The organism is Streptomyces sp. NPDC047971 (genome assembly GCF_040653355.1).
GTDB lineage: Bacteria > Actinomycetota > Actinomycetes > Streptomycetales > Streptomycetaceae > Streptomyces.
Window position 1 is genome coordinate 36,917 of record NZ_JBEZNW010000046.1, and the last position, 15,448, is coordinate 52,364.

A 15,448-nucleotide genomic window follows, 5' to 3' on the forward strand; every position below is an offset into this window, starting at 1 on the left:
GACAGGGAGCAGACACGTGAAGCTCGACCGTGGCATCGCCACGCTGACGCTGGACTCCCCGGAGAACCGCAACGCCCTCTCGGCGGCCCTGGTCGCCGAGCTGGCGGAGGCGCTCACCGAGTGCGGCGCCGACCCGGCCGTACGGGCGGTGGTCCTCACCCACACCGGCTCGACGTTCAGCGCCGGCGCCGACCTGAACGCCCCACCGAGTCCGTACGCCTTCGTCGACCTGCTCCGGCAGATCGTGGAACTGCCGAAACCGGTGGTGGGCGTGGTGCGCGGCCACGCGCGCGCCGGCGGCCTCGGGCTGCTCGGGGCCTGCGACGTCGTGGTCGCCTCCGAGGAATCGGACTTCGCGCTCACGGAGGTGCGGATCGGGGTCGCGCCCGCCGTCATCTCCCTGACACTGCTGCCGAGGCTGGAGCCGCGGGCGGCGGCGCGGTACTACCTGACGGGGGAGCGGTTCGGCACGGCGGACGCCGTACGGATGGGTCTGGTGACCGCCACCGAGCACGAGCTGGAGGCGATCCTGGACGGGCTGCGCAAGGGATCCCCGCAGGGGCTGGCCGAGTCGAAGCGCCTGGTCACGGCTAGAGTCCTGGAGACCTTCGAACGCGACGCGGAGGACCTGGTGCAGAGGTCGGCCTCGCTCTTCGCCTCCGCGGAGGCACGCGAAGGGATGACGGCCTTCCTCGAACGACGGGACCCTGAATGGCGGCTCTGACCGGCCCGAAGCAGGACAGGAGCCGCGCCACCCGGCAGCGGCTCCTGGAGGCGGCGGTGTCCTGCCTGGCCGAACACGGCTGGGCGGGCTCCACCGTCTCCGTGGTGGCCGAGCGCGCCGGGGTGTCGCGGGGCGCCGCGCAGCACCACTTCCCGACCCGGGAGGACCTGTTCACCGCGGCCGTCGAGTACGTCGCCGAGGAACGCTCCCACGCCCTGCGCACCCTCCCGGCGCGCGACCGCCGCGAGGCCCTCGGCGCCCTGGTCGACCTCTTCACCGGGCCGCTCTTCCGCGCCGCCCTGCACCTCTGGGTGGCCGCGGCCCACGAGCCCCAGCTCCACGCACGGGTCACCGAGCTGGAAGCCCGGGTCGGCCGCGAGTCCCACCGCATGGCGGTGGCCCTCCTGGCCGCGGACGAGTCCGTCCCCGGGGTACGGGAGACGGTGCAGGGCCTCCTCGACATGGCCCGCGGCCTGGGCCTCGCCACCCTGCTGACCGACGACAGGGCCCGTCGCGACAGGATCGTGGCCCAGTGGTCGACGATCCTGGACGACGTCCTGGGCTGAGCCCTCCCGCGGGCGTCGGCACGCTCAGGACGGGACGGACAGCGCGCCGAGATAGCCGGTCAGCGCCGCGGCCGTGCCCGCCAGCGGGAAGCGGGCGCCGAGCTGCCCGTCCGGCCGCACGAGGAACCCGGTCGGACCGTCGGTGCGGTAGGTCCGCGCGAACTCGCCCGCCGCGTCGACGTACCCGGCACCGAAGTCGGCGGCGGAGGCCGCCTCGCGGGCGAGCACCGCGACCGTCCGCAGGCCGCTCCCGGGGTCCTGCCCGTCGGGTCCGGACGGTCCCGCTCCGGGGAACCCGGGCCCGGAGAGCCCCCCGAGGGCCGCGGGCTCCGCGCCGGGCGCCTTCCGCCCGCCGACGGCGGCGGCGACCACCGCGCCCGCCTCCGCCGCCCTGGCCAGGTCGGCGGGGTCGCTCGCGTACAGCAGCAGCACGTGCCCGGTGCGTCCGCGCAGGACGTCCAGCAGCCGCAGGGGGTAGGTGGCGACGGGCACGGTCAGCCCGCCGCAGTCGGGGGCCCGGTCGCCGGGCTGGGGCGCGTCCTCGGGCCCGTACGGGCTGCCGGCGAGCGGTCCGTCCCGGTAGGCGACGAGCAGCTGGGCCTCCCGGAGCATCAGGGTGCCCGGGTCCTCGGGGTCGGACTCGATGCCCTGCCGCGCATGCCGGACGGTGCGGCCCACCACCTCCTCGCCGACGGGTCGGCGCTCGGCGTCGTAACTGTCCAGCAGGGCCGGCCCGGCCTCCCCGTCGAGGACGAGAGCGAGCTTCCACGCCAGGTTGCAGGCGTCCTGGATGCCGGTGTTCATGCCCTGGGCGCCGGTGGGCGGGTGGATGTGGGCGGCGTCCCCGGCGACGAAGACCCGGCCGACGGAGTACCGGTCGACGATCCGGTGGCTGATGCGGAAGACGGAGGACCAGCGCAGCGTGGAGACCCGGGTGGGGGTGGGGGCCAGCCGGTCGACCACGGCCTGGATGTGGGACAGCTCCGGCGCCCGGCCGCCCTCCAGCCCGTGCGCCACCTCGTCCCCCCGCGCGGCCCGCGCGGAGAGCTCGGGCGGGACCGTCATCGACATGCGGTAGCGCCCGGTCCCCGGCAGCGGGATGGCGACCAGCGCGTCGTCGGTCGAGCCGTCCTCGGCGTGGTGCAGGGACCGCAGGCCGTAGCCGTACGGCAGGTCCCAGTCGGCCTCGAGGTCGCCCAGCATGTACTCCTCGGGGAAGGCCCCGCCCTCGAAGTTCAGGCCGAGGCCCTTGCGGACGGTGCTGTGCGCGCCGTCGCAGCCGATCAGATAGCGGGTGCGCAGCTCCTCGTCGGCGCCGGAGGCGTTCCGCAGCAGGGCGGTCACCCCGTCCGCGTCCTGGGCGAAGGACAGCAGCTCGGTGCCGCGTTCGATGGTCGTGCCCAGGCCCGCGACGTACTCCTCCAGAAGGCGCTCGGTCTCGTACTGCGGCAGCGCGGCGAATCCGTACGGCACCTCGGGGGGCAGCGCGAGTTCGATCCGCGCGACCTCCCGGCCGTCGATGAGGATCGACTGTCCGCGCAGCGGGACGGCGGCCTCCAGCACGGCACGGGCCAGACCCATGCGGTCCCAGATCTCCAGGGTCCGCGGCTGGATGCCCACCGCCTTCGCGTACGGAAGCCTGGCGGGCAGCCGGTCGACGAGCCGGCAGCGCACTCCGCGGCGGCGGAGTTCGGCCGCGGCGCTCAGCCCGACGGGGCCGGCGCCCGCGATCAGTACGTCGGTTGTACGGGTGCGTGCCACGGGTGCCTCCCTGAACACCTGGCCCCCGGACCGGTCCGTACACCATGGTCACCCGGCGGCGTGACCGGCGCCACATACGACTCGCGCGCCCCGCAGTACGCTGGTCCCATGCTTTCGCTCGTACGCCGTCGCCACGTGGACTTCGTCCGCGTCACGAGCATGGGCTGTCGGCGCTCCGCCTGACCTCCAAGCCCTCCCGGACCCGGTCCGGGGACCCCCTCCTCTTCAGGCACCCGCGCCCCCGCCCCACCCCTGGCGGCGCGCCCGGGCCCGTACACCCAGCGGACGCACACCATGACGCACACCTCGTACAGCTCCCAGCTCCCCATCGTCGACCTCGCCGCCGCCGACCGCGGCCCCCAGGCCCGGCGACTCCTCCACGCGCAGCTCCACAGCGCCGCCCACGACGTCGGCTTCTTCCAGCTGGTCGGGCACGGTGTGACCGAGACCGAGACCCGCGCGCTCACCTCCGCCATGCGGGCCTTCTTCGCGCTGCCGGAGGCCGACCGGATCGCCCTCGACACCACCAACTCGCCGCACTTCCGCGGCTACACCCGCATCGGCGACGAGCGCACCGGCGGCTCGCGGGACTGGCGCGACCAGCTCGACATCGGCGCCGAGCGGCCCGCGCACGTGCCGGGCCCGGGCGAGGCCCCGTACTGGTGGCTGCAGGGCCCGAACCAGTGGCCCGCCGCCCTCCCCGAACTGCGGCTCGCCGCCCTGAACTGGGTCGAGCGGCTCAGCGGGGTCGCCGAGCGGCTGCTGCACGAGCTGCTCGCCTCGATCGGCGCGCCCACCGGCTTCTACGACGACGTGTTCGGCGACCGCGCCCACCCGCACCTGAAGCTGGTGCGCTACCCGGGAAGCGCCGGCGACGGCGCGGACCAGGGCGTCGGCGCGCACAAGGACTACGGCTTCCTGACGCTGCTCCTGCAGGACCAGGTCGGCGGCCTCCAGGTGGAGCGCGAGGACGGTGCCTTCCACGACGTGCCGCCGCTGCCCGGCGCCTTCGTCGTCAATCTGGGCGAGCTCCTGGAAGTGGCGACCAACGGCTATCTGATCGCCACCAACCACCGGGTGGTCTCGCCGCCCGGAGCGACGGAGCGGTACTCCGTCCCGTTCTTCTACAACCCGCGGCTCGACGCCCGGATCGCCCCGCTGCCGTTCCCGCACGCCTCGACGGCGCCCGGGATCACGACGGACCCGGCGAACCCGCTGTTCTCCGAGTACGGCCGCAACGAGCTGAAGGGCAAGCTGCGCGCCCACCCGCTGGCCGCGGCCCGCCACCACGGAGACCTGCTCGGCGCGGACGAGCGTCCGCTCGCGACGGCCTGACCACGCGAGAACCGGGGCGGGCGACGGGCTGACCGCCGGCCGCCCCGGACGCCCGCAGGCGCCGCCGCGGCGGGCGTCGCACGGGCTCGCCGGTCCGGACGTGGTGCCCGGCTCGGAGCGGTGTCCGACACGGCGCGGCCCGGCACCGCGGTCGCGGTGCCGGGCCGGTCGGGGCGGGCTGTGCGGGCTCGCCCCGGTGTACCTGCGTCGGCGGACTCAGCCCGCGAACGCCGCCAGGTCGGCGTAGCCCGCGATCTCCTGCGGGTCGCGTCGGCCGGGGCCGGTGTAGCGCGCGGAGGGCCGCACGAGGCGGCCCGTGCGCTTCTGCTCCAGGATGTGCGCCGACCAGCCGGCCGTACGGGCGCAGCTGAACATCGAGGTGAACATGTGCGCCGGGACCTCGGCGAAGTCGAGCATGATCGCGGCCCAGAACTCGACGTTCGTCGCGAGGACGCGGTCGGGGCGGCGGTTGTGCAGCTCTTCGAGAGCGGCCTTCTCCAGCGCCTCGGCGACCTCGTAGCGCGGTGCGCCGAGCTCCTTGGCCGTACGCCGCAGCACGCGGGCGCGCGGGTCCTCGGCGCGGTAGACGCGGTGGCCGAAGCCCATCAGACGCTCACCCCGGTCGAGCGCCTGCCTGACGTACGCCTGGGCGTCGCCGGTCCGCTCGATCTCCTCGATCATGCCGAGGACGCGGGACGGGGCGCCGCCGTGCAGCGGGCCGGACATGGCGCCGACGGCCCCGGACAGGGCCGCGGCCACGTCCGCGCCGGTGGAGGCGATGACGCGCGCGGTGAACGTGGAGGCGTTCATGCCGTGCTCGGCGGCCGAGGTCCAGTACGCGTCGACGGCCTTGACGTGCTTGGGGTCCGGCTCGCCGCGCCAGCGGATCATGAACCGCTCGACGACCGACTCGGCCTTGTCGATCTCGCTCTGCGGCACCATCGGCAGACCCTGGCCGCGCGCCGACTGGGCGACGTACGACAGCGCCATGACGGCGGCCCTCGCGAGGTCCTCGCGGGCCTGTTCGGCATCGATGTCGAGGAGCGGCTTGAGGCCCCACACGGGGGCGAGCATGGCGAGCGCGGACTGGACGTCGACGCGGATGTCGCCGGAGTGCACGGGGATCGGGAACGGCTCGGCCGGCGGCAGACCGGGGTCGAAGGCGCCGTCGACGAGCAGGCCCCAGACGTTGCCGAACGAGACGTGACCGACCAGATCCTCGATGTCGACGCCGCGGTACCGAAGAGCGCCGCCCTCCTTGTCCGGTTCGGCGATCTCCGTTTCGAACGCGACGACTCCCTCGAGTCCGGGTACGAAGTCGGACATCAGGCGGCTCCTCTATCGATGATCAATCATCCGGGTGTTGGTCGGGAATCAACAGTCATCCAGCGGAAGAGTCTGTACGGTTCCGATGATGCGGGGAAGCGTGACATCCGGCACACTCCGCCGATCCGGCGAGGAAGGGTTAGCGGGCTGCCGTGCCGGGCAGACTGCGTCTCTGCGGCAGGATGGCCCCTGTGACTGACGCTCTCGATCCCGCCGACATGCGCGAGCAGTACCGCACCACGGAGCTGACTGTGGCCGACCTCGCCCCCGAACCGATCGAACAGTTCACGCGCTGGTTCAAGGAGACCGCCACCAATCCGGCGATCCATGAGCCGAACGCGATGGTCGTCTCGACCGCGACCCCCGACGGCCGGCCGTCCTCCCGCACGGTGCTGTTGAAGCACTTCGACGAGGCGGGCTTCGTCTTCTACACGAACTACGGCTCCCGCAAGGGCACCGAGCTGGCGGCCAATCCGTACGTCTCGCTGCTCTTTCCCTGGCATCCGCTGGCCCGCCAGGTCATCGTCGGGGGGCGGGCGGTGCGCACCGGCCGGGACGAGACGGTCGCCTACTTCCGCACCCGCCCGCACGGCTCCCAGCTGGGCGCCTGGGCCAGCCACCAGTCCTCGGTGATCGAGTCCCGTGAGGAACTCCTCGCCCGCTACGAGGAGTTGGCGGCGCGTTATCCGGACGACGAGCAGGTGCCCGTGCCGCCGGAGTGGGGTGGCTTCCGGGTCGTCCCGGAGACGGTGGAGTTCTGGCAGGGCCACGAGAACCGGCTGCACGACCGGCTGCGGTACGTGCGGGCGGGGGACGGCGACGGCTGGCGTGTGGAGCGCCTCTCACCCTGACGCCTTCGTCGCCTCCGTGAGCGCCGTCTCCACGGCATGCGGGATGTCCGTGACCGGGAACTGGACGTGCCGTACGGTCCGCTCCCGGTCCACGACCAGGACCGCGCGTTTGAGCCGCAGGGCCTGGCCGGCGCGGAAGGTCGGCAGCCGGAGCGCCGCCGAGAGCCGGGCGTCCATGTCGGACAGCAGCGGGAAGGGGATCTCCTCGGCGGCGGCGAAGGACCGCTGTTCGTCGGGGCGCTGGGTCGAGACCCCGCGGACGGCGACACCGGCCGCGGTGAACGTGGGGTGCGCGTCCCTGAACAGCCGGTTCTCCAGCGTGCAGCCGACCGTGCCGGGAATGTCGTTCCAGCCCTCGGGCAGCGGGCCGGGCCGCCCGGTCGCGGGGTAGCAGAAGAGCACCGTGGCGGCGGCGTCCGGATCCACCGGGTCCCGCTCCTCGCCGGTGTGCGCCGGCAGCGTGAGGCGCGGCAGCCGGGTGCCGGGGAGTTCGTGGACGCGGTGGGCCTCGGCGCTGTGCTCGTCGGCCGAGGCGGTGAGGGTGCCGTCGCCGAGCAGCCAGCGGTCGGACCAGTCCTGCATCGCGACCAGGACGGGGAGCAGGGCGCGGCCCGAGGGGCTGAGCCGGTACTCGTACCGCACCGGCCCCTCCTGGTAGGGCACCTTGTCGAGCACGCCGCATCCGACCAGATGGGTCAGCCGCTCGGCGAGGACCTTGCGGGAGATGTCGAGCTCGCGCTGGAGGTCGTCGAAGCGGTGCCGGCCGCGGGCGGTCTCCCGGACGAGCAGCAGGCTCCACCAGTCGCCGACGACGGCGGCGGCCTGGGCGATCGCGCAGTCGGCGTCACGCTCGGGCACGGCTCGGGCCATGGTCTCCTCCTCGGTCGGTCGACCGCACCATCTTGCGTCATCGAGTGAGTTCCCGATAGAAACTCGCTGTGAGTTCCGAAAGGGAACTCGCCTCTGGACGCTCATCGAACCACGGGGAGGGGAACGCCCGCATGCCCATCGCCTGGGCAACCGTCCTGCGCACCTGGCGGATGACCCGCCGCGCCTATCCATGGACCTACGCCGTCGGCACGGTCCTCCCGGCCGCGCTCGCCATCGCGCTCGCCCACCTCGGCTACCACGCCGTCGGCGGCGGAGCCGTCGCCGACGACTTCACCGAAAGCAGCGGCACCACCGCCTACCTCGCCTACGTCGTCGTCGGCGCGACCGCCTTCCAGTTCACCGTCCGGCTCATCCTCTGGTCCGCGAAAGCCCTGATCACCGAAGAGCGGCAGGGCACCCTCGGCGCCCTCCTCATCGCTCCCGCCGGCCGCTTCCCCTACCTCGCCGGGTTCACCGCCTTCGCCGTCCTCAGCAGCCTCGTCGAGTTCCTCGTCCTCGGGGTCGTCGTCGCCCTGCTCGGGATCTCCGTCCCGGTGGCGTCCGTGCCCGGCCTGCTCCTCGGCGCCCTCGCCCTGATCGGCTCCGTCTTCGCGCTCTCCGTCGGACTCGGCGGCCTCATGATCGCAGCGGGCGAGGCCCACATCTCCCAGAACACCGTCTTCATCGTCCTCGGCCTGGTCGGCGGCTTCACCTTCCCGCGCGCCTATCTGCCCGCACCCCTCCAGTGGTTCGCCGAACTGCTCCCCACCACCGCGGCGACGGACGTCCTGCACGCCGTGACCACCGGAGGGCAGTCGCTGCCCGACCTCCTGCCGAGGCTGGCCGTCTGCGCGGCGCTCAGCGGAGCCCACCTGTTCCTGGGCCTGAGATACCTGCCGCGGGCCGAGGCCCGCGCCGTGGAAAGGACGTACTGACATGACGGGCATCCAGGTGCGCGCGCTGCGCAAGGACTTCCCCGTACGCGACAAGGGACTGTTCGGCCCCCGCGGCCTCACGAGGGCCGTCGACGGACTCGACCTCGACATCCCGCCCGGCCGGATCACCGGCCTCCTCGGCCTCAACGGCGCCGGCAAGACCACCACCATCAAGGTCCTCGCCACCCTGCTGCGCCCGACCTCCGGGACGGTCACGGTCGACGGACTCGACACGGTCGCCGACGCCCGCGCCGTACGCCGTCGCATCAACCTCATCGCGGGCGGCGAGCGCATGGTCTACACCCGGATGACCGGAGCCGAGAACCTCTGGTACTTCGGCCGGCTCTACGACGTCCCGAAGCGGGAACTGCGAGCTCGTACCGATGAGTTGCTGAGCGTCGTCGGCCTGTCGGACGCGGCGGACACCCTGGTCGAACGGTACTCGCGCGGCATGACCCAGCGGCTCGCCATCGCGCGCGGGCTGATCAACCGGCCCGCCTACCTCCTGCTCGACGAGCCCACCCTCGGCCTGGACGCCCCGATCGCCCGCGACCTGCGGCGCGTCGTCGCCCGCCTCGCCGAGGAGGGCACGGGCGTCCTGCTGACCTCCCACTACCTCGCCGAGGTCGAGGAGCTCTGCGGCCATGTGTACGTGATCTCCGCCGGCCGCCACCTCGCGGAGGGCAGCCCGGCGGAGCTGAAGCGGGCCACGGGCAGCCACCGCACGATCCGCCTGACCGTCACCAACCCGAGCGAGGCGACGGCCGCGGTGGCCGCCCGGCTCGGCGCCACCTCCGAACCCCTGCCCGCCGGGGCCGAGCTGATCACCCTGCGCCACCCGGACGACATGGCGGGCCCGCTGGCCGCCGCGATCGTCCGGGCGGGCGGCTCGATCGGCGGCCTGGAGATCGCCGAGGCGAGCCTGGAGGACGCGATCCTGGCGCTCGCGGAGTCCGGCCGGGAGGCCCTCGTATGAAGCACGCCGCGCGGGTCTTCGCGGCGGAGGCCCTGAAACAGCACCGCCGCCTCTTCGGGCAGCCCCTCGTCGTGTTCTCGATGCTGGTCTGGCCCGTCCTCCAACTCGCCACGACCTACTACACGTTGCGACCCGTCGCCACGGCCTCCCCGGCCGCGGCGAACTGGCCGCTGGCCGCGGACCCCGAACGGCTCCTCGCCTTCCTGACCACCGGCACCCTCGCGTACGCCTTCTTCTTCTCCCTCGTCCAGAGCGCCTGGCACCTCTCCTTCGAGCGCACCACCGGCACCTTGGAACTCCTCTTCCTCTCCCCGGCCGGACGCCTCACCCTCATGCTCTCCAACGGCGCTGGCGCCCTGCTCCAGAACGCCTGGCTGCTGACCTGCTTCACCGTCGCCGCCCTCACCGGCTTCGGCGCGCTGTCGGTCTCGGCCTGGTGGATGTACGGCGTCGTCCTCCTCGCCCTGCTGGTCCCGGCGGTCGCCTGGGGAGCGTTCCTCAACAGCCTGCTGGTCTTCTCCCGCGACTCCGCCTTCCTGTACACGATCCTCGACGAGCCCCTCTGGTTCGTCTCGGGTGTCCGCCTCCCGCACTTCGCGCTGCCCGCGGCGATCCAGATCGTCGGCGCGGTCTTCCCGCTCACGGGCAGCCTGATCGCCGTCCGCGGAGCCCTCCTCGAACACCGCACCCTGACGGAACTCGCCCCGGTGCTCCTGGGCCTGGGCGCCCTGAGCGCCCTGCTGCTCGGCGCGGCCGCGGTGATCCTGCGGGTGGGCGAGGCCAGGTCCCGGAGGACGGGGAGGCTGTCCCTGGCGTAGACGCCAGGACACGCCCCGGGGACCCGGCCCCTTCTCCTCGCTCTCAGCAGGCGGGGCGCCGGGCGTGGGCCGGGTCGAGGGCGTTGAGGACGAGCCGGCCGGAGACGTCGTGGTAGTTGATGTCGAGGTGCTCGGTGAACGCCAGCGGACAGAAGTCCTGGACCCGCTGGTTGACGACGTTGGGCCCGGGGGCGAGGAAGGACGAGGTGTACGGCGTGACGACCTCGTCGTACCAGGTGGCGATCACGGTGTAGGAGACGTCGGGGTGGGTCTCGCCGCCCGCGTTGAGCTCCTTGAGGAAGTCGGAGCCGGTCACCTGCTGGGCGCACGCGGCGCAGGCGAGACCGAGGAGGTCCTCCCCGCCGGGGAACGCGGTGGCGAGCAGGCCCAGACCCCACAGCGAGGTGCCGTGGTTGGTGGGGGACAGGGCCACCAGGCGGCCGACCTTCCCGGCTCCGGAGAGGTGCTTGATGTAGTACCGCGGCATCACTCCGCCCTGGGAGTGGCCCACGAGGTCGACCTCGGCCGCGCCGGTCGCGGCCCGCACCTCGTCGACGAACCCCGCGAGCCGCGCGGCCGACGTGGGGATGTCCCCGGTGCCCATCACGGGACCCGAGCCCCCGCCGTAGTTGAGCGCGAAGACGCAGTACCCCTCGGCCTTCAACTTCGGAGCCAGGCCGGCCCAGTTGGCGTACCGGTTCTCGAAGGTGCCGTGGACGAGGACGACCGGACGCGGATGGGCGGCGCTCGGGCGGCAGCTCCAGTCGTTCGCGCCGGTGGGGACGGCGGTCGGGTGGAGCAGTGAGTATCCGAGGGCGGCGAGGAAGCCGTCCTGGGGCGGGCCGACGGGGTCGACCGCCGCCCGCGTCGTCGCCGTCTCCGTGGGCACCGCCTGCGCGGTCCCGGTCCCGGCGAGGCCCAGACAGGCCGCGGTCGCGAGGCCGGTGACGGCGGCGGTCAGAACACGCGGGCGGCGCGGAGGGCGTCCCGTCCGGAAGATGCGCATGGTGAATCTCCTCTGCCGTGCTCGGTGGGGGAGCGCCGGAGAGGCCCGTAACACTTCGTCACAAGGACGGGACACGGAAGCTACCGGCGCGTAACGTCTGGTCCACAGTGGCGCCGGGCTGGTGAGCCGTACCAGCGGGAGCCGGAGCCGGTCCCGGAAGATGTCATGGGCGTGACAGCTTTCAAGGGCCCGGTCTCACGGCCGTCAGCGCCCACGCTCCACAGTGCGCCGGACTGCCACCCAGCCCCCGGCCACGAGCCCCGGCCGCCGAGACCCGCGCCGCCGCGACCCGCCGCCCGGCCCCGCGCCACCAGCCCCGCCGCCCGAGCCTCCGCCCAGATGCCCGCCCCGCCCGGACGTCCGCCCCGCCCGGACGTCCGCCCCGCCCGGACGTCCGCCGTCCCAGCCCGACCCACCCCCGTCCGAGCCCCGACCGTTCAGACCCGCACTCGCACCCGCACTCGCACCCGCACTCCCACCCGCGCCACCAGTCCCGCCCACCCCCGCCGCCCCCCGATACGGAGAACCGCGATGGCGTCACCGGCCGACCCCTTCTCCCGCCGGCCCTGGCACGAACTCCCCGCCGTGCTCGCCGAGCTGATCCGCCCCCGGATCGACGCGATCGTCGCCGAAATGGGCCACGCGATCCGCGCCGAGGTCCCCGCCTACCGCCGCCCCCTCGACTCCGCCGTCGGCCGCGACCTCACCGAGGCGATCCGCCGGGCCCTGTGGCAGTTCACCGAGCTGATCGAGAACCCCGACAGCCTCCAGGACGGTCACAGCGGCCACTTCCGCCACCTGGGCCGGATCGAGTACCTCAACGGCCGCACCACCGACGGCATCCAGGCCGCCTTCCGGATCGGCGCCCGCGTCGGCAGCAGGCGCTACGCCGAGATCCTGCAGGAGGCCGCGCTGCCCCCACAGCTCGTCGTCCCGCTCCACGAAGCCGTCCTCATCCACATCAACGCCCTCTCCAACGAGGCCGTCAAGGGCTTCCTGGCCGCCCAGCTCCGCTCCGAGGGCGAGATACGGCGCGCCCGCCGCGTCCTCGCCGAACGCCTCCTCGACCAGCCCCGGGGCGAGAATCCGGGCGGCCAGGACCGTGCGACGCTCGGCCCGCTCGCCGAACGCGCCCACTGGCCGCTGCCGGCCACGGTCGCCTGCGCCGTCGTCCGCCCGGCGGGCCGGCTCACGGTGCCCGGCGCGGAGGACCGTCTGCTCACCGTCGTCCGAGGCAACGACGTCGTCCTGCTCGTGCCCGAACCGGAGGCCGGCGGGCTGCTCGACCGGATCGGGGACGCGGCACGGGACCGGGTCGCCGTCGCGGGCCCCACGGTCGACCTGCCGGAGGCGTGGCTCTCGCTGCTGTGCGCGCGCCTCGTCCTGGACGACCGCGCGCCCGCTCCCGGCGATCCGCTGGTGCGCGCCGGTGACGACCTCGCGCGGCTCCACCTGCTGCGCGGCGCGCCGATCGGCCGTCTCCTGGGGCGCCGGGTCCTCGACGCCTTCGAGGGACTGCCCGACGGGCGCGCGGCCCGGCTGGCCGAGACCCTCGACGCCCTGCTCACGTCCTGGGGGCGCACCGCGCCCGAGGTGGCGCACTCCCTCGGCATCCATCCGCAGACGGCACGCCAGCGGCTGCGCCGGCTCGACGCCCTCTTCGGCGACCGGCTGAGCGACCCCCGCTTCCGCTTCGAGGCGCTGCTCGCGTTGCGCACCCGGGCCCTGGAGCCGGGAGGCGGCTGACCCGCGGAGCGAGAACGCAGACGACCCGTGGGCCTTGGTCCCGTCCGCTCGAGTTCGGACGGGAGCCGGCCGGACTACCGGCGGCCCACGGGTCGGGTGACTGCTTGGGTTTCGGCAGGTGGCCTGCCGAGGTGCACAGAGTGCGACGGCAGGCCGTTAGCCCGCAGTCACCTCACGAATCCGAAAAGAAACCATGTTCTCGGATCACCTCCTTTCGCGTGTGCTCCACACCTTAGGAACCCTTCCGCAGAGCCTCAAGCCATTTATTCACCGACCTCGCGCCGCGCCTGCCGGGCCAGCGCGGGCGGCCAGATCGCCAGGAAGCCGGCCACAGCGGGATCCCAGGGACGGACCGGCGGGACGAAGGACGTTCCGACGAGGGCGCGGGTGTCGGGATCCTCGGCGGTCATCGCCCGCTCCAGGAACGCCAGACAGCGCCCCACGAGCTCCCTGTCCCCCCGCGCCCAGGCGTCGAGCACGAAAGGGGTCACGTCGAGGTGGACGAAGACGTGGGACAGGATCTCGTGCTCGTTGAAGATGTGGAGGTCGAGATCCTCCCGCAGCTCCGGAACGGCCTCCACGAGCGCGTGCACGACGCCGGCGCAGGAGAGCGGGTCGGGCATGGGCGGCTCGGTCACGCGGTACGTCCAGGCGTGGTCGAGGATGTCCTCGGCGCCCCCCGTCCAGGCCCCGGACGGCAGGCACCCGTCGACGTATCGCCCTCCGCGGGCAGGCGCGAAGCTCCAGAACTCCGGATGCGCGGTCTCCCGGAGCAGGCACAGGGGGACGCCGCGCCCCGTGTCGTGGACGTATACGAACTCGTCGTCCACACGGACGGCGACCTCCACGCCGACGCGTCGGCTCCACTGCCGTACGAGGGATTCCATGGCGCCATCCTGCCGGGCGCCCCGTTCACGCCGTCCACCGAGGCGTCGATCCGTGCCTCGGTCGTCGCGACCGGCGGAGGCCGCCCCGTGTTCGTTTCCGGGACGCAACGATTTCATGGAACCGGGTGTGTCCTGCGTCACGTTCAAGTTGAATGATCGGGGGCGTGCGGGTGCACGCGCGTACACCGTCCTGCAGGGGGTGCCGGGATGAGTGCTGCCAGGAGCGAGACCACGTCCGTGCCGGGTGACGATCTGCTCGCCGCGTTGCTCGACGGGATGGACGCGGCGCTCTGCGCGTTCGACGCGGACGGCACCGTCACGCACTGGAACAAGGAGGCCGAGCGGATACTCGGCTGGTCGGCCGGGGAGGCCGTCGGGCGGCGCGGGTTCGAGGGGTGGGCCGCGCGGCGGGCCGACGCGGCCCAGGCGCTGGACCGGCTGATGGCGGCCATGGAGGCGCCGGGGCGGCTGGTGCACGAGCTCGCGCTGGTGCGGAAGGACGGCGGGCGGGTCCTCGTACGGACGCAGTCGGCCGGGGTGCGGGGCGCGGACGGGAAGCCCGCCGGGGTGTACTGCGCGTTCAGCGAGGTGCATGCGCAGATAGACCTGGAGCGCTCGATCGCACTCAGCGAGGCGCTCTTCGAGGACGCGTCCTGGGGCGTCGTCCTCGTCGATGTGGACCTGCGGCCCACGACCGTCAACGGACATGCCGCCCGGGCGATGGGCGGGGGCCGCACCACGCTCCTCGGCCGGCCGCTCGGCGAGCTGATCGCGCAAGGGGTCGAGGAGTTGGAGGGGGCGCTCCAGCACGTGCTGGCGGAGGGCGCGCCGCGGGCCCTGGCGGAGGTGTGGGTGACGCTGCGGACCGCGGAGGGCGACCGGCGGCGCTGCTGGCGCAGCGGGTTCGTGCGGCTGTCGTCGCCGCTCGCGGAGGAGCCGGTGCCACTGGGAGTGGGCTGGCTGTTCCAGGACGTGACGGAGGAGCGGCTCGCGGAGCAGGAGGCGGACCGACTGCGGTTCCGGTACAGCCAGTTGCACCGGGCGGGCGTGGCGGCGGCCGAGTGCGAGGACCCGAGGGAGGCGGCGACCGTCCTGCTGGACTTCGCGCTGGCCGGGTTCGCCGACCACGCGCTGGTCGACGTGGCGGCGGGCGAGCGGAGGCTCGTCCGGGTGGCGGCCACGCCCGCCGGCCAGCCCGGCCCGGTCGCCCCCGTCGCGGGCGGCGGCATCCCCGTGCGGTACCCGGCGGGTCACCCGGTCCTCCAGGCGGTGTCCCGTACGGGCCCGGTGCGCGCGTCGGCCACGGTGGCCGGCCCGAAGAGCGCGGAGGAGTGGGCGGCGGAACGCCACTGGCCCCGGGACGCGGTCCACGCGCTGTGCCTGCCGCTGCGCAGCCGCGGCCGGACGGTGGGCGCGGTGACCTTCCTGCGCGGCGGCTCACGCCCCTCCTTCGAACGCCCGGACGCGGTGTACGCGGAGGCGGTGGCGGTCCGCGTGGCGGCGTCCCTCGACCTGTCGACGGCGGCCGCCCCGCCGACGCCGTAGGACCCCGCCGTGGGGGGGGCCGGGCCCGCCGGGGGGCGCCCGCCGGCGCCCCGGCGGCGGGGCGCGCCGCCGGGCCGCGGCGGCGCCGCCCAGCCCCCGGCG

The 15,448-nt window shown here is 73.9% G+C and carries 14 protein-coding genes; 9 read left to right on the plus strand and 5 right to left on the minus strand.

The annotated features are described in order from the left end of the window. Window positions 1–16 precede the first annotated feature (16 nt). Both AB0D99_RS30810 and AB0D99_RS30815 read left to right on the plus strand, forming a co-directional pair. A complete protein-coding gene (locus tag AB0D99_RS30810; protein ID WP_362369615.1) occupies window positions 17–724 on the plus strand; it encodes an enoyl-CoA hydratase family protein in 708 nt (235 codons plus the stop codon). Beyond that, entirely contained in the window at window positions 712–1,290 is a 579-nt protein-coding gene (locus AB0D99_RS30815) for a TetR/AcrR family transcriptional regulator (RefSeq protein ID WP_362369618.1), read from the plus strand. Before AB0D99_RS30810 ends, AB0D99_RS30815 begins: the two co-directional genes overlap by 13 nt. 24 nt (window positions 1,291–1,314) lie before the next feature. Here AB0D99_RS30815 and AB0D99_RS30820 read toward each other — a convergent pair whose 3' ends face one another. Next, window positions 1,315–3,051 carry an FAD-dependent monooxygenase gene (locus AB0D99_RS30820; protein ID WP_362369621.1) on the minus strand — a complete coding sequence of 579 codons (1,737 nt, stop codon included), beginning with the start codon at window positions 3,049–3,051 and terminating at the stop codon, window positions 1,315–1,317. A 294-nt stretch (window positions 3,052–3,345) separates the two neighbouring features. On the opposite strand from AB0D99_RS30820, the gene AB0D99_RS30825 reads away from it, so the two are divergent. After that, complete coding sequence (locus AB0D99_RS30825; RefSeq protein ID WP_362369624.1) at window positions 3,346–4,386, plus strand: 2-oxoglutarate and iron-dependent oxygenase domain-containing protein; 1,041 nt, start codon at window positions 3,346–3,348, stop codon at window positions 4,384–4,386. A gap of 216 nt (window positions 4,387–4,602) precedes the next feature. Here AB0D99_RS30825 and AB0D99_RS30830 read toward each other — a convergent pair whose 3' ends face one another. Next, window positions 4,603–5,712, minus strand: coding sequence for a citrate synthase 2 (locus AB0D99_RS30830; RefSeq protein ID WP_362369627.1), 1,110 nt, complete (start codon window positions 5,710–5,712; stop codon window positions 4,603–4,605). A 218-nt stretch (window positions 5,713–5,930) separates the two neighbouring features. On the opposite strand from AB0D99_RS30830, the gene pdxH reads away from it, so the two are divergent. Continuing rightward, complete coding sequence (gene pdxH / locus AB0D99_RS30835; RefSeq protein WP_362369655.1) at window positions 5,931–6,563, plus strand: pyridoxamine 5'-phosphate oxidase; 633 nt, start codon at window positions 5,931–5,933, stop codon at window positions 6,561–6,563. On the opposite strand, the gene AB0D99_RS30840 is transcribed toward pdxH, so the two are convergent. Continuing rightward, window positions 6,555–7,433: a winged helix-turn-helix transcriptional regulator gene (locus tag AB0D99_RS30840; RefSeq protein ID WP_362369630.1), complete on the minus strand. Its 879-nt coding sequence runs from the start codon at window positions 7,431–7,433 to the stop codon at window positions 6,555–6,557. The genes pdxH and AB0D99_RS30840 overlap by 9 nt on opposite strands. A 131-nt stretch (window positions 7,434–7,564) precedes the next feature. Between AB0D99_RS30840 and AB0D99_RS30845 the strand changes: the two genes are divergently transcribed. From AB0D99_RS30845 to AB0D99_RS30855, 3 genes are read left to right on the plus strand one after another with little or no spacing between them, the layout of a single operon-like run. After that, window positions 7,565–8,368: an ABC transporter permease gene (locus AB0D99_RS30845; RefSeq protein WP_362369633.1), complete on the plus strand. Its 804-nt coding sequence runs from the start codon at window positions 7,565–7,567 to the stop codon at window positions 8,366–8,368. A 1-nt stretch (window position 8,369) separates the two neighbouring features. Next, window positions 8,370–9,344, plus strand: a complete 975-nt coding sequence (locus AB0D99_RS30850) for an ABC transporter ATP-binding protein (RefSeq protein WP_362369636.1) — start codon at window positions 8,370–8,372, stop codon at window positions 9,342–9,344. Next, window positions 9,341–10,162 (plus strand): ABC transporter permease, encoded by an 822-nt coding sequence (locus AB0D99_RS30855; RefSeq protein WP_362369638.1) that lies wholly within the window; start codon window positions 9,341–9,343, stop codon window positions 10,160–10,162. The genes AB0D99_RS30850 and AB0D99_RS30855 overlap by 4 nt, the downstream gene beginning before the upstream one ends. Before the next feature lie 43 nt (window positions 10,163–10,205). Here the strand turns inward: AB0D99_RS30855 and AB0D99_RS30860 are convergent, their stop codons facing one another. Continuing rightward, window positions 10,206–11,168: an alpha/beta fold hydrolase gene (locus tag AB0D99_RS30860; RefSeq protein ID WP_362369640.1), complete on the minus strand. Its 963-nt coding sequence runs from the start codon at window positions 11,166–11,168 to the stop codon at window positions 10,206–10,208. 531 nt (window positions 11,169–11,699) lie between these two features. Here AB0D99_RS30860 and AB0D99_RS30865 point away from each other — a divergent pair. Next, entirely contained in the window at window positions 11,700–12,914 is a 1,215-nt protein-coding gene (locus AB0D99_RS30865) for a helix-turn-helix domain-containing protein (RefSeq protein ID WP_362369643.1), read from the plus strand. A gap of 263 nt (window positions 12,915–13,177) precedes the next feature. Here AB0D99_RS30865 and AB0D99_RS30870 read toward each other — a convergent pair whose 3' ends face one another. Continuing rightward, entirely contained in the window at window positions 13,178–13,801 is a 624-nt protein-coding gene (locus tag AB0D99_RS30870) for a hypothetical protein (RefSeq protein ID WP_362369646.1), read from the minus strand. Window positions 13,802–14,008: 207 nt separating this feature from the next. Between AB0D99_RS30870 and AB0D99_RS30875 the strand changes: the two genes are divergently transcribed. Continuing rightward, complete coding sequence (locus AB0D99_RS30875) at window positions 14,009–15,346, plus strand: PAS domain-containing protein (RefSeq protein WP_362369649.1); 1,338 nt, start codon at window positions 14,009–14,011, stop codon at window positions 15,344–15,346. The last annotated feature ends 102 nt before the right edge of the window (window positions 15,347–15,448 follow it).

What these genes read in the sequence shown, in the direction of transcription:
- AB0D99_RS30815 (WP_362369618.1), top strand. Translation starts at nt 712, where the DNA reads ATGGCGGCTCTGACCGGCCCGAAGCAGGACAGGAGCCGCGCCACCCGG.
- AB0D99_RS30825 (WP_362369624.1), top strand. Translation starts at nt 3,346, where the DNA reads ATGACGCACACCTCGTACAGCTCCCAGCTCCCCATCGTCGACCTCGCC.
- AB0D99_RS30830 (WP_362369627.1), bottom strand. Translation starts at nt 5,712, where the DNA reads ATGTCCGACTTCGTACCCGGACTCGAGGGAGTCGTCGCGTTCGAAACG.
- pdxH (WP_362369655.1), top strand. Translation starts at nt 5,931, where the DNA reads ATGCGCGAGCAGTACCGCACCACGGAGCTGACTGTGGCCGACCTCGCC.
- AB0D99_RS30840 (WP_362369630.1), bottom strand. Translation starts at nt 7,433, where the DNA reads ATGGCCCGAGCCGTGCCCGAGCGTGACGCCGACTGCGCGATCGCCCAG.
- AB0D99_RS30845 (WP_362369633.1), top strand. Translation starts at nt 7,565, where the DNA reads ATGCCCATCGCCTGGGCAACCGTCCTGCGCACCTGGCGGATGACCCGC.
- AB0D99_RS30850 (WP_362369636.1), top strand. Translation starts at nt 8,370, where the DNA reads ATGACGGGCATCCAGGTGCGCGCGCTGCGCAAGGACTTCCCCGTACGC.
- AB0D99_RS30855 (WP_362369638.1), top strand. Translation starts at nt 9,341, where the DNA reads ATGAAGCACGCCGCGCGGGTCTTCGCGGCGGAGGCCCTGAAACAGCAC.
- AB0D99_RS30860 (WP_362369640.1), bottom strand. Translation starts at nt 11,168, where the DNA reads ATGCGCATCTTCCGGACGGGACGCCCTCCGCGCCGCCCGCGTGTTCTG.
- AB0D99_RS30865 (WP_362369643.1), top strand. Translation starts at nt 11,700, where the DNA reads ATGGCGTCACCGGCCGACCCCTTCTCCCGCCGGCCCTGGCACGAACTC.
- AB0D99_RS30870 (WP_362369646.1), bottom strand. Translation starts at nt 13,801, where the DNA reads ATGGAATCCCTCGTACGGCAGTGGAGCCGACGCGTCGGCGTGGAGGTC.
- AB0D99_RS30875 (WP_362369649.1), top strand. Translation starts at nt 14,009, where the DNA reads ATGAGTGCTGCCAGGAGCGAGACCACGTCCGTGCCGGGTGACGATCTG.